The organism is Providencia sp. PROV040, from assembly GCF_032706145.1.
GTDB classification, from domain to species: domain Bacteria; phylum Pseudomonadota; class Gammaproteobacteria; order Enterobacterales; family Enterobacteriaceae; genus Providencia; species Providencia hangzhouensis.
Genome location: NZ_CP120530.1, coordinates 400,514 through 413,971 on the forward strand (window position 1 = coordinate 400,514; position 13,458 = coordinate 413,971).

Genomic DNA, 13,458 nt, shown 5'->3' on the forward strand with positions numbered 1-13,458 from the left:
ATTGCTAATGGAGTTAGCGAATTATTGCTCTTTATCGACGATGATTACTTCAATTTTATGGTTTTTCAACTCTTGGACATATTCATCAGGGATCCCAGAGTCTGTCACCAAAACATCAATATCAGCGAATTCACGGATCATATGACAGCTGCGCTTACCAAATTTCGTAGAATCAGCAACCGCAATAACAGTTTCCGAGATTTCACACATTAACCGGTTAAGGCTAGCTTCCTGTTCATTGTGTGTCGTGATACCAACGCGTAAATCGAACCCATCAACCCCAAGAAAAACCTTGTCAAAACGATAATTTCTGAGGCTATTTTCTGCTTGTGAGCCAGAAAACGATAAAGCATTTTTGCGCAATGCGCCGCCAGTCATTAGTACATCAACGCCAGCGGCTGTTGCTAACTCCATTGCGACATCTAAACCGTTAGTCATGACAACGACGCTATCCCGCGACTTTAAGTGTGTCGCAATTTCTCGTGTCGTTGTCCCCGAGTCTAAAATGATCGTGTCGCCATCATTAATGAGCGCGGCGGCTGCTTTCCCTATTAATGTTTTTGTGCCCGCATTCTGCCCACGTTTTTCATGGATGCTAAGTTCAGCAATAAACCCAGTATTTGGAATTGCTGCCCCATGGGAGCGGACCACATAACCATTCTTTTCAAGAAAGCTTAAATCGCTACGGATGGTGACACTTGAAACTTTAAATATTTCGGCTAAATCTTCGACTCGTGCTTTACCTTGTTGGTTAATCATGTCGAGGATTTCCATGCGCCGTTCAACTGCCGCTTTCACTTTCATCTCCTTACGAAACCAAATGATTTTCTTTCATTTGATTTCGAATTAAGTTTACTACGCTAAAAAATACCGACAACGAAAAAAAACAAAACTTTTGATCTCTTTCACAAAGTTTCGATTTGTGTGTTGTTTGCTTACGAATATTTTCAAATTTTAAATATCATATCTTCGAATAAGAAAGTATCCAATCAATAAAGTAGCAATAATTGTACTTTTACTAAGCAACCCCTGTGTTTTGCATAAATATTAGCAATATTTGCAAAAAATTCGCTAAATATAAGCTCAAAAATTGGCATAAAGTGCGATGGTGGTAATTGAAGTTCGAAAGGAATAGAAGTTTCTTTAAAGCAAAAACAAAAGTTACTGGGCTACTGTGTGTTATTTATATGTTCTTCAACGTTTCTAACTCAAACCACACGCTTTCAAATTCTTTCATTTTTTAATTTTGTGATTTCAATCTCTTTTGATTCTTCGTGTTTTGCGTAATGCTATAAAAATAACCTGACTGTTTCGGATTAATTTAAATGCCTGCAAACCAACCCACTTATTTTCATATGATGGCGAAACCCACCAGTTATCGCTGCAATATTAAATGCGAATACTGTTTTTATCTTGAAAAAGAAAATGTGTTTCACGAGCAACCAAAGGAAGACCAGCATGATGTTATGCCTGATAACGTACTACGTCGTTATATCAAAGACTATATCCAGTCCCATGCTGGTGAACAGGTAGACTTTTCATGGCAAGGTGGGGAGCCAACCCTTGCAGGGCTCGAATTTTTTGAGCGTGTTGTTAAGTACCAAAAGCAATATGCCCAAGGAAAAATCATCACGAATAGTGTGCAAACTAACGCTATTGCGATTAACCGACAATGGGCGCAGTTTTTTGCAGACCACGGTTTTTTAATCGGTGTATCTATTGATGGCTTAGAAGCTGTTCATGATAAATATCGAATTTCCGTTAATGGTAACCCAACTTTTGAGCGTGTGAAGAAAGCGATTCAGCTCCTGATTGAATATGGTGTTGAATTTAATACCTTAACCGTTGTTAATGACCAAAATTGGCGAAAAGGAAAAGAAACGTATCGAGCTTTGAAAGCATTGGGTTCCACTTTTTTTCAGTTCATCCCCATTGTTGAAGTGGATAGGCGCTTTCCACATACTCAAGGTGGCCATTATGCCCCTGGGCCAAATGCCGCGATGGCACCATTTTCAGTACCCGCTGAGGGATATGGGCAGTTTATGGCTGATGTTTTTGATGAATGGATCCACCAAGGAGACATTGGCAAAATTTATATTCGTCTATTTGATAGCTTATTAGGCACTTGGATGGGCTATCCGGCATCAACCTGTGTGCAATCTAAAACGTGTGGGCAAGCGCTGATTATTGAATCTAATGGGGATGTCTACTCCTGTGATCACTATGTGTACCCTGCCAATCGGTTAGGTAACGTACAACAACACTCCCTTTCTCGTATTGTCTCCTCTAAACAGCAAGTCCGTTTTGGGCAAAATAAATATGACAAGCTAACGAGTCTTTGCCAGCGCTGTGAGGTTCAAAGCCTTTGTTATGGCGGCTGCCCTAAGCACCGGATCACGGCGATAGAAGGTGAAAAATATCGCCATAACTATTTATGTCGTTCATATAAAAAGATTTTTCATCATACCGCTTTAGGTATGCAGTTAATGCGTCAAGCGATATCTGGTGGTGCTTTAGCTAGTGATGCACTTGGCGCAATACAGCGTGCTTATAAGCAATAATAATATTATCTGGAGATATTTTTGTGAGATTACCTTCTATGAAGAAAAGCCTATTAGCAGGGCTGATAGCAGCAAGTAGCTTAGTACCTCCCATTGCAGCGAATGCAGGTGGTACACCGGAAAAGCCGAATGTTTTACTGATTATTATGGATGACTTAGGAACAGGGCAGCTCGATTTTGTGCTTGATAGCCTTGATGTCAAAGAGCTTGCGCAGCGCCCATCACCACAGCGTTATCAAGGTGATATTAATAAGATGGTGGAAGCGGCCAGAACGGCGATGCCAAATGTTGCGGACATGGCTGCAGGCGGAATTAAGATGACCAATGCATTTGTGGCTCATCCTGTTTGTGGCCCATCACGAGCGGGTATTTTTACTGGGCGCTCTCCTGCAAGTTTTGGTACTTACAGTAACGATGATGCGATGTTAGGTATTCCTCAAGATATCAAACTATTACCCGCATTATTCCAAGAAAATGGCTATGCCACCGCCAGTATTGGAAAATGGCATAATGCGAAGGTATTGAAAAAACCTAAAATTGCACCAGAAAAGCAAACTCGCGATTATCACGATAATATGATTTCGACACCGGAGCCAGGTTTCGCTCCTCATGAAAGAGGTTTCGATTATGCATATAGTTTCTATGCATCAGGGGCGGCACTTTGGAACTCCCCCGCAATGTGGCGAAATGGTGAAAATGTGCCAGCTCCTGGCTATACCACGCATTTGTTAACGGATGAAGCCATTAATTTCATTGATGGGCACAAAGACAAACCTTTCTTTATCAATCTTTCATACAGCGTACCACACATCCCATTAGAAGAAGCTTCACCAGCGAAATACATGGATAAATTCAATACTGGTAATGTTGAAGCCGATAAATATTTTGCTGCGCTAAATGCGGCCGATGAGGGAATTGGTAAAATTATCAATACACTAAAGGAAAATGGTGAATTAGATAATACGCTAATTTTCTTTATTTCTGACAATGGTGCGGTGCATGAGTCGCCAATGCCAATGAATGCGATGGATAAAGGCTTTAAAGGGCAAATGTTTAATGGTGGCGTACGCGTTCCATTTGTTGCTTATTGGCCGGGGCATATTCCCGCAGGTAAACACAGTGATGCGATGGTTTCTGCGATTGATATCTTACCAACTGCATTACAAAGTGCAGGGATCACCATACCCGATAGCATGAAAGTAGAAGGCAAAAATATTATGCCACTATTAACGGGTAAAACAGAAAAGTCACCACATGACTATCTGTATTGGACAGGTCCAGGGACGAAACATTACAGCGAAGAAAACCAAGATTTTTGGCATGGCTACCATGAATGGATCACTTATCAACGCAAAGAAATTCCAAACAACCCTAATTTAGAAAAACTATCGAAAGGCTCATGGGCTATCCGTGATGGGGAATGGGCGCTTTATTTTTATGATGATGGTTCTAACCAGCTCCAATTATTCAATGATAAACAAAATCCAGCCGAATCGAATAATTTAGCAGCTCAATACCCAGAAAAAGTAAAAGAGTTGAAATCTGCTTATTATCAATGGATTAAGGATAAACCAAAACCTGTCGTATGGGGACAAGACCGTTACCAAGTCCTGATTGAATCAGCAAAATAAATACAAACTTTTGTTCTAATCTGCGCGCAAGGATGCGCCAGTTTGCATCATAGAGAAACACGTATGACAATACCGACTGAACGCCCAAAGCTGCCTTATGAGCACCCAGATATAAAAATTTATCAGAAGTTATTCAAAGAGAATATTATTCGAAGATTAATTAGAAAGTCAGCCTATCAATGTAACGATAACCACATCATCAAAGCCTTTCAAGATGAAAATCAACCACTTTCAGTTCTTTGCGAATTATTAGTGCGCTATACCACGGAAGCTTTTGTTCATTATCAAACATGGGGTTACTCTCACGCATACTATCCTGGCAGCCCAGGCCAGCAAACGGTGCGGACAGATGCCCTAGAAGGGGTTAGTAGGGTACTGCCTTTACTTGCTTCATGGCTAGTTCACAGCCAAAAAGCAACATTGAATGGGTTAAATTTAGCATCAATTGACCTTTCTGAAATCATCAAAAATGCATTTTTACATGGTACAGACCCTGCTCATAAAGGCTATTGGGGAAGGCTTGAAAATTATGACCAAAAAATTTGTGAATCTGCAGATTTAGCGCTGACTCTCTGGTTGAGTCGTGAGTGGGTATGGGATAAATTGGATAACTCTGAGCAACAACGCATTATTGAGTGGTTCGAACAGGTTAATCATTGCGATATCGTTGATAACAACTGGCACCTTTTCCCTCTTACCGTGCAATTTGTGATCCGAGCTCTCACAGGTCGAGATACCATTGCAATGTGGCGGTATGAAAGAGTGAAACAATTTTACGTGGGTGATGGCTGGTTTCGGGATGGCGCGAAAGGTAACTTTGATTACTATAATGCATGGGGCTTTTACTATTCATTATATTGGCTGAACCAAATTTGCCCCCACTTCGATGATGAATTCATTCGTAGTTCATTAAATCAGTTTAACCATCATTATCGTTATTTTATGACACCGCAAGGGATTCCATTTTTTGGCCGTAGTGCATGTTATCGCCTCGCGGTGTCCGCGCCTTTATTAGCCGGTGTTGATTTAGGAGGGGATGCTGTGAGTGTGGGGGAGGCTAAAAACGCACTAGAAAGTACTTTGCGTTATTTTATTGGTCATGGTGCCTTAAAAGCGGGAGCGCCAACTCAAGGTTTATTTAGCTATGATGCCCGCCTAGTCGATAATTACAGTGGTCCTGCGAGTAGTTTTTGGTCATTACGTGCTGTAATTATTGCTTTGTATTGTGGCAATCGAATTCAACTTTGGGATAGCCCTTGTAGCCCACTGCCAGTTGAAAGCTCAGACTTTCATTTCGAAATACCATCAATTGCGGTAACGGTTATTGGTGTGAAAGAAACACAAGAGGTCACCGTGATATTTCGTGAAGATTACCTCAAACAGCAATCCCCATTGACGCGTCGCTTAGAGAAACAATTATGCTCTCAGAAAGTAATTGAAACGCTACTAGGCCAATCAAAACGACCTAAAAACAACTTGTTACGTAAAGGAGTGACAAGTTATAGCTCTAAAATGACTCACTACTTCTAATCTTCCTTTCATTTGCTTTCAGTGCGAAAGAAATAGAAATGTGATTTAGATCTTTTACCTTTCTGTTTCTTTCGTTTAATATTATTCGAAATTAATCGAAAGCTGAGAGGCGATTATGTACTTGGTATCTACCCGTAATATGTTGAACAGAGCCCAACTGGGAGGCTATGCAGTTCCTGCATTTAATATTCATAATTTAGAAACCATTCAAGTTGTTATGGAAACTGCTGCAGAAATGGCATCTCCCGTTATTTTAGCAGGAACCCCGAGTACGTTTTCTTATGCAGGAAGTGACTACTTGATAGCTATTTGCCAGCAAGCGGCTGAGCGCTATAAAGTCCCAGTGGCTTTGCATCTAGATCATCATGAAGATATTCCAGATATTTTCCAGAAAGTCTCCGCGGGTGTGCGCTCTGCGATGATTGATGCTTCTCATTTTCCGTTTGAAGAAAATATTCAAATAGTTAAACGGGTTGTTGATTTTTGCCATCAATGGGACTGCACAGTTGAGGCTGAGCTGGGGCGTCTAGGGGGGCAAGAAGATGACTTAGTTGTTGATGCCGCAGATGCACTTTTCACCGACCCTGACGCTGCGATTACTTTTATTCAAAGAACTGGTATTGATTCCTTAGCTGTTGCAATTGGAACCGCTCATGGCATGTATAAAAGTGAGCCACATTTGGATTTTGCTAGGCTGGACGCAATCCGTAAGAAAACGAATTTGCCTTTAGTTCTTCATGGTGCTTCGGGGATCCCTGATGCAGATGTCAGGCATTGTATTGAGCTTGGAATTTGTAAAGTCAATGTCGCGACAGAGCTAAAAATCGCGTTTTCTGATGCAATCAAGCAGTATTTCATTGAGAACCCAGAAGCTACTGACCCTCGCCATTATCTGGTTCCAGGAAAGGCAGCGATGAAAGCGGTGGTGATGGATAAAATTCGTGTTTGCAAAAGTGATGGAACACTTTAACAAGTAAAAATCATCTAGATTTGCTGGGGTATAACCCAAATTTATTGTTGATAGTCCGCAATAAATCGTTTTGAAAATAAAAGGAATATTATGAAACAAGTTGCTGTTTTGCTCGCAGATGGCTTCGAGGAAGGGGAAGCGGTCGTTTTCATTGATATCATGCGTCGGTTAGATATTCATGTCGATGTCTTATCTTGCATGGATTCGCTTATTTTAAATACGTATTTTGGTACTAAAATTAGTGCAGATTATCTGTTAGTCGAAAAGTTATCCCATACTTATGATGCAGTTATGATGCCTGGTGGGCCAAAAGGAACTGACCGTTTGTATGCGAATGAAAAAGTAGTTGATTTCCTTCGGCGGCATATACATGAGGATAAGTATATTTGTGCGCTATGTTCTTCTGGTGCGAAAGTATTAGCAGCTCATGGGTTACTGGAAGATAGGCATTATAGTACAGGGGACAAGTTGGCTGAGAAATTTGGTGATGGCATTTATGTTGACCAAGATGTTGTTGTTGATGGAAAATTTATCAGTGCAAAAGGGTTTGGTGTAAGCTTTGAATTTGCATTTACCGTCGCAAAACATTTGCTGGCTGACAATGTTGATAAAGTGGATTGGCAAGCTAAGCATATATATTTTAAGCATTGGCCACTTCCCTATCTATAACTTTTATTGGTGACTAAGCGTTTTTTATCGGTGATCAAGATAAAAAATAAAGCGGGAATGATATTTTTTCCCGCTTTATTAATATTAGATAGCAGAATAATGATCAAAAATCAGAGTTAATAGTGTATGAAGCTAGTTCTCATCATGATAAGAATTAATTGTAATTTATCAGTATTATAACAGCTGGATTTAAATTAGAAATTTTCCGTTATAAACATTAAGCTGGTCAGATACATAATCGCCGGTAAGGAATGAATATGCGGAATATTGCTATTACAAAAAATAATATTATTTCTGGTTTTCAATGGTTCTTTTTTATCTTTTGTAATACGGTTGTTATTCCTCCGACTTTACAATCTGCGTTTCATTTATCACCACAAACCACGTTTGTAATAACCCAATATGCTTTTTTATTAACGGCTCTGGCTTGCTTGTTGCAAGCGTTTATAGGCCATAAACGCTCTGTGATGGAAGGGCCAACTGGGCTGTGGTGGGCAACAATTTTAACCGTAACCTTGTCAGAATCTATGCAAGGAACTTCTCTTGAGACGATAGGATGGAGCTTGGCTATAGGGATTTTTCTATCTGGGATTATTACCATTTTTATTGGTTTAAGCGGTCTTGGTGGTTGGTTAGCTGGTTTGTTCAAGCCGGGAGTGCTTGTGGTGTTTATGTTTTTACTTGGTGCTCAACTGGTCACTATTTTTTTAAAAGGGATGTTAGGACTACCATTTGGTGTTGGCAGTGAAAATATTACAGTTAATTATCCTGTCTTCTTTTTAGCCCTCGCAGTACTGATATTCGTCATCGCGATGATCATTTATTTACCTATGAGTATCAGTAAATATGCATTATTGATTGGAACAATTACCGGATGGCTTGCTTATAGTGGGTTATTTGGCAGCACGGTATCACCTGTTTCATCAGGGCAATGGGTGTTATTTCCATTAGGTAGATCCGATGAAATCAATATAAGTATTGTGCTGACAGCGATTTTGGCTGGAATATTAAACACATCCAATACGTTTGGAGCGATGCGAGGAACTGATGTTTTTTATCCCAATTCATTACCCGTTAAATCCTTATATCGGCGTAGCTTTATGATGTCAGGGGTTGTAACAATATTAGCAGCGCCGATAGGCGTAGTGCCTTTTTCACCGTTTGTCTCATCTATTGGTCTAATTACTCAAACAAAAGACAGTTCACGTATCTCTTTTACTATTGGCAGTTTGATTTTCTTATGTGTGGGGGGCGTTGCGGTATTGACTCAATTTTTCCGCTCTTTGCCGTTAGCTATTGGTAGTGCGGTTATGTTAGCGACTTATTTGCCGCTGCTATTTTCTTCATTTTCATTTCTTGCGGATATGAAACTGAATGCACGTAATATTTATCGCCTCGCATTACCTATTTTTATTGGCATCTTTTTGATGTCAGCACCTGCTGCGGTATTAAATTCTTTGCCAACAATGTTTAGTTCTTTACTAGGTAATGGGTTACTCATGGGCATTATATTGGCACTTATTTTAGAAAATACGATCAAGTGGGATAACATTGCTTAATGTTTTGATAAAAAAAGCAAAGATGAAGGAAAATCTTTGCTAGAAAAGAAATTAAAAGGGATGTGATTTCATTTGGGCGTTTATTTTTTAGTATAAACCCAATTTTTTATATCAATAGGCTTAGTGATAATTTTGTTATCAATCAAAAATTGTTGAGTTTGCTTTAACTTACGGATGTCATTATCAGTAATATTAACGGAATAGCGTTTAGAAAAACTATCTATACTATGAAAATCATGTATTTTTTTTATGATTTCAATATTAGTATCGCTTTCTTTAGCAAGTAAAATTTCTGCCTGATCGGGGTTATTTTGTGCATATTTACTTGCTTTTAATAAAGCAATATTCATTGCTTTAATCACCTTCTCATTTTGATTTATGAATGCTTCTCGCCCTACGATAACAGAAATACCTGAGAGTTCAGGTTCAGTACGGGTTGAATAAAGTGTTGTAATAGTTGGGGATTTATTTTCTAAACGGGCGGTACTTTGCTCAGTCCATACCATCGCATCAATTGCTCCGTTTAATAATGCGGATTCAGCATCATTTGTCATTTGAATAATATTGAAGTCAGATAATTTATACCCTTGTTGTTCAATAAATAGCGTGAAATACCGTTGCATATACGTTCCTCGTGGTAATGCAACTTTCTTGCCTTTAAGGTCAGCTAATGAGTGAATATTGCTATCTTTTCTTACTGCGATATTGGCATTGATGGAAGAATCCTCTGACATGATTAATTTTAAGGGTACACCTCTCGATGTGGCTATAATTCCTGGAAAATCAGCATAAACAGCAATATCAATGGCATTTGTCGCTAGGCCTTCATTGACGGCAGGCCCTGCTCCTGCAAAACCAGAAATGGAATATTGGTAATCAACTTTTTGTAGCTCTTCTTCAAGATATCCTAGCTGTTTTGCTAAACCGAGCAAACCACTTAAACGACCATTATTATCTGCTGTGCCAATACGAACAATTTTTTCATTATTTTTACTGTCAGGTAGCCTTTCATCCCCACAACCAACTAGAATGAACGAAATTAATACTATAATAGGAAATTTGATATAATTTAATAATACCATGATATGTTCCTTCTAGATTTCATATTCACTTGCAAAAAGTTCTGCAGAATTATCGAAAAATTCTTGAAGAATAATTCTTTTATAATATGCAAAATCAGAACTGCCTCGATTTCGTGGATAAGGAAGATTAATATCAATTATTTTTTTTATGTTTCCAGGGCGGGATGACATTATAATTACTCGATTTCCCAAATATATTGCCTCTTCAATATCATGAGTAACTAAAATCATCGTCAGTTGCTTTTCTTGTTTGATAGATAAAATCTCTCGTTGCATCTCAATTTTGGTTAAAGCATCAAGTGCGCCAAGCGGTTCATCCAATAACAATAGTTCAGGTTGGGTGATTATGGTACGGGCAATTGCTGCACGTTGTGCCATTCCTCCTGAGAGTTGTTTGGGATAAGCATTAGCAAACTCAGTCAAGTTTACGAGTTTTAAATAATTTTCAACTAGAATTTTCTTCGTTTTTTTATCTATATGGTCTAATCCGAAAGCGATATTATTGGCAATTGTTAACCAAGGTAGAAGCCTATTTTCTTGAAAAATCATTCCTCTTTCTATATTTGGTTTGGTTATCTCTTTATTTTTAAATAGTACACTTCCACTATTGAATTGGTTTAAGCCTGCAATTATGCGTAGTAAAGTACTTTTCCCACAACCACTATGGCCAACGATAGCAACAAATTCACCTTTTTGAACTTGAAGGTTAATATCTTCTAAAACAGGAAGTAACTTATTATTGATAGTAAAGTTTTTAAATCCATTTTTGATTGATAGCATATCTATCTCCTTTCTGTTCTTAACCATGGCAGCAGGTAATAAGATATAATTAATAAAATCTTATCTAATAATAAACCGACTATACCGATAACAAGAATACCCACTATAACGACTGGGGAATCTAGCATAATCCGGGCATCATTGATGCGATAGCCAATACCCGAGTTAGCTGCGATCATTTCTGCTGCAACAACTGTTGCCCAAGATAACCCCATTGCAAGCCTTAAACCTGTAAATAGGTTGGGAAGTAGTGATGGAATATAAATTTTTCGTAATTTTTGCCAAATATTGAATTGATAAAGATTACCTAATTCAATATAAGTCATAGGTGTCGTTTGTATTCCATTGATAGTACTTAGTAAGATAGGGAAAAAGGCACTTTTTATAATAAGAATAATTTTAGTTACTTCACCAATTCCAAACCATAAAATTAATAATGGTATCCATGCTAGTGGAGGAATTTGACGTATAGCATTTAATGTTAGGTTGAAAATTTGGTTTGTTCGTAGCGACAATGTCATGATAATACCAAGAAAAAAAGCAAAAATAGCAGCGATAACAAAGGCTATTAATACTCGGGATAAACTAATTGATAAATCTTGCCATAATTGCCCAGAATATAGCTGGAAATTCAAAGAATGCCATGCTTGTGGAATAGATGGAAAAATAACAGGGGAAACACCTCCAATTGTTGTTGTAATATACCAAGTTGTAAAAATAATAACTGGAAGTAGAAGCAAGAAAAAACTGTTTTTCAACATGATATATAAGCCTCAATTTATTTTGTCGAAATATTGATTGAGGAAACTCACATATGTTGTTGTATCCTGTAATCCAACGAGTTTATCCACTAATTTCCCATTATTTGAAATTGCAATAATAGGTATGCTTCTAAGTGAATACTTTTGAAGGATTTCAACAGAATTATCTACAGAGAGATAATTGATTTTATTTATTGAGTAACGTTTTACTAATGAAGGCAATAACTCACTCAATACTTTACATTTATTGCACCAACTAGCACCGAAGAATATCAAATTATTTTTATTTTCATTAATAATTGAGTCGAATGTTTCACTATCTATTTCATATATGTTATCGGAAAAGAAAAAGGTATCAGATTTCTTAGAGGGATGATTATCTCCAGTGCGAGCAATACATAAGATATCATCATCTGAAATTTTATGTTTTATTATTCCTTCGATATACACTCCTGTAATTGTATCTTTAGGGGCTGCATTTGGTAATCGGAATTGAGAGACATCCATAGGGGCTATGCTATTTTCTTCAGGTATATCTAATTGAGGGATCCAATCATAAGGGATTCTATAAGCACGATAGATCATATTATTGCGTTTTTTTCCTTCTCGCCAGTAAGGCGAGACATATTCCCACACAATCTCATGTTCAGCTGTTATTTCAATCAATCGCCCATTTGAGCCTTCGGTAATTAAAGTATTACCATTTGGTAGACGCTGAGCGCTACTTACATATGGGCTATAGAATCGACTTGAATCCATGGGAGCGGCAAAGCCTAGTTTTTCTGCATCATGTTGCCAAATAATTTCGAGAGTAACTGGGTTTATTTCTAATACTCGAGAACTATCTCGCCATGCATTTTTTAAGCCATATACAGATGAAGGGTTTGGTGCTCCATAACCTGCCCAGCCGCCATTATCAAAAATTAACAGATTTCCTGCGCCTGGAAGGCCATGAGGTATAATATGAGCATGATGAGGTCCGATAATCCAACCAAGATGATGAACTTGTTTGTTGTTATAATCGGGCCCTAATTGCCAAACTATTTTTCCAGTTTTCCGGCTCGTTATTCCGATTATATTTGCTTCTCTAGAATCCCAAATAATATTATCAGGATGAAAACGTTCGTCTCCATTATCATAATGTAGATTTGGTCCTATACGAGACATGGTATTAATATGTAGATAATCTCCCATACCTCCACCGGCACTACGCATATTTGGGTCACGATATAAAACATTTCTAGCTTCTTCGCTGAAATTTAATTCTGAAAAGTGATCGCTAAATGCCCATTGCCAGATAATATTACCTTGCCAATCTACTTCGATAAAAATATCATCAAGTAGCCATTTATCTGATATTTCAGGTTTGTAAATATTCTTATGGCATAGTATTAGAGTATTTCCGCTATGGGTTTGTGATGTTAATGTAGGAGAATAATAACCAACAGGGTTTCCATCACGTTGAAAATCATGATGTTGTCTTGCCATCCATATTATTTCTTGATTGGGATCTTGTATTTTTTCTAATTTATTGAATGACCATATAATGTTACCATCCCAATCAAATTGAACTAAATCAACTTGATCTTGAACACCATATTTAGGTGATCGCAAACCATGACTACCAAATAAATATCCACCAGGTAAAATTTTATTAGGAAAACCATCAACTCCTTGCCATAAATGCACTTCTCGGCCATTCATATCAATTAATAGCGCACCTTTTCCAGGTGCGTTAAAAAGGGTATAACCACTAAATGTTTTTTCTTTATTGAAAATAGTAGTTCCTGAAGGATAAATACTTGGGTGTCCCATATTAAATATTCCTATAGTAAATTTTTTCTATGTGGAATAATGGTGTAAAGGTAATGGGTTTTGAAATATCTTTTATTATGGTGTTATAACTTAATAGAAC

The 13,458-nt window shown here is 37.9% G+C and carries 11 protein-coding genes; 6 read left to right on the forward strand and 5 right to left on the reverse strand.

Going from position 1 to position 13,458, the window contains the following annotated elements; translation table 11 throughout:
• Positions 1-21 precede the first annotated feature (21 nt).
• Positions 22-798: a transcriptional repressor AgaR gene (agaR, locus tag P3L40_RS01790; RefSeq protein ID WP_036958927.1), complete on the reverse strand. Its 777-nt coding sequence runs from the start codon at positions 796-798 to the stop codon at positions 22-24.
• Between the two features lie 527 nt (positions 799-1,325).
• Here agaR and P3L40_RS01795 point away from each other — a divergent pair.
• The 6 genes from P3L40_RS01795 to P3L40_RS01820 all read left to right on the forward strand — a co-directional run bounded on the left by P3L40_RS01795 (position 1,326) and on the right by P3L40_RS01820 (position 8,920).
• Positions 1,326-2,561: an anaerobic sulfatase maturase gene (locus P3L40_RS01795; RefSeq protein WP_112307478.1), complete on the forward strand. Its 1,236-nt coding sequence runs from the start codon at positions 1,326-1,328 to the stop codon at positions 2,559-2,561.
• A gap of 23 nt (positions 2,562-2,584) precedes the next feature.
• Positions 2,585-4,192 (forward strand): sulfatase, encoded by a 1,608-nt coding sequence (locus tag P3L40_RS01800; RefSeq protein WP_094962829.1) that lies wholly within the window; start codon positions 2,585-2,587, stop codon positions 4,190-4,192.
• Between the two features lie 63 nt (positions 4,193-4,255).
• Positions 4,256-5,722, forward strand: a complete 1,467-nt coding sequence (locus tag P3L40_RS01805; RefSeq protein ID WP_136135120.1) for a DUF2264 domain-containing protein — start codon at positions 4,256-4,258, stop codon at positions 5,720-5,722.
• A 115-nt stretch (positions 5,723-5,837) separates the two neighbouring features.
• Positions 5,838-6,692, forward strand: a complete 855-nt coding sequence (locus P3L40_RS01810) for a tagatose bisphosphate family class II aldolase (RefSeq protein WP_036958871.1) — start codon at positions 5,838-5,840, stop codon at positions 6,690-6,692.
• A gap of 87 nt (positions 6,693-6,779) precedes the next feature.
• Complete coding sequence (locus P3L40_RS01815) at positions 6,780-7,361, forward strand: DJ-1/PfpI family protein (protein ID WP_210853528.1); 582 nt, start codon at positions 6,780-6,782, stop codon at positions 7,359-7,361.
• A 257-nt stretch (positions 7,362-7,618) separates the two neighbouring features.
• Positions 7,619-8,920 (forward strand): uracil/xanthine transporter, encoded by a 1,302-nt coding sequence (locus P3L40_RS01820; protein ID WP_168697681.1) that lies wholly within the window; start codon positions 7,619-7,621, stop codon positions 8,918-8,920.
• 80 nt (positions 8,921-9,000) lie between these two features.
• Here P3L40_RS01820 and P3L40_RS01825 read toward each other — a convergent pair whose 3' ends face one another.
• The 4 genes from P3L40_RS01825 to P3L40_RS01840 are packed head-to-tail and all read right to left on the reverse strand — an operon-like array spanning position 9,001 to position 13,358.
• On the reverse strand, positions 9,001-10,002 hold the full coding sequence (locus P3L40_RS01825; RefSeq protein WP_210853516.1) for an ABC transporter substrate-binding protein: 1,002 nt from the start codon (positions 10,000-10,002) through the stop codon (positions 9,001-9,003).
• A 12-nt stretch (positions 10,003-10,014) separates the two neighbouring features.
• Positions 10,015-10,782 (reverse strand): ABC transporter ATP-binding protein, encoded by a 768-nt coding sequence (locus P3L40_RS01830; RefSeq protein ID WP_247605845.1) that lies wholly within the window; start codon positions 10,780-10,782, stop codon positions 10,015-10,017.
• Positions 10,783-10,784: 2 nt separating this feature from the next.
• Entirely contained in the window at positions 10,785-11,543 is a 759-nt protein-coding gene (locus tag P3L40_RS01835; RefSeq protein ID WP_195698101.1) for an ABC transporter permease, read from the reverse strand.
• A 12-nt stretch (positions 11,544-11,555) separates the two neighbouring features.
• Positions 11,556-13,358: an arylsulfotransferase family protein gene (locus P3L40_RS01840; protein WP_210853520.1), complete on the reverse strand. Its 1,803-nt coding sequence runs from the start codon at positions 13,356-13,358 to the stop codon at positions 11,556-11,558.
• Positions 13,359-13,458 lie beyond the last annotated feature (100 nt).

Bases quoted from the DNA above. Each gene is read 5' to 3' on its own strand.
- P3L40_RS01795 (WP_112307478.1), top strand. From the start codon at position 1,326: ATGCCTGCAAACCAACCCACTTATTTTCATATGATGGCGAAACCCACC.
- P3L40_RS01805 (WP_136135120.1), top strand. From the start codon at position 4,256: ATGACAATACCGACTGAACGCCCAAAGCTGCCTTATGAGCACCCAGAT.
- P3L40_RS01810 (WP_036958871.1), top strand. From the start codon at position 5,838: ATGTACTTGGTATCTACCCGTAATATGTTGAACAGAGCCCAACTGGGA.
- P3L40_RS01820 (WP_168697681.1), top strand. From the start codon at position 7,619: ATGCGGAATATTGCTATTACAAAAAATAATATTATTTCTGGTTTTCAA.
- P3L40_RS01825 (WP_210853516.1), bottom strand. From the start codon at position 10,002: ATGGTATTATTAAATTATATCAAATTTCCTATTATAGTATTAATTTCG.
- P3L40_RS01830 (WP_247605845.1), bottom strand. From the start codon at position 10,782: ATGCTATCAATCAAAAATGGATTTAAAAACTTTACTATCAATAATAAG.
- P3L40_RS01835 (WP_195698101.1), bottom strand. From the start codon at position 11,543: ATGTTGAAAAACAGTTTTTTCTTGCTTCTACTTCCAGTTATTATTTTT.
- P3L40_RS01840 (WP_210853520.1), bottom strand. From the start codon at position 13,358: ATGGGACACCCAAGTATTTATCCTTCAGGAACTACTATTTTCAATAAA.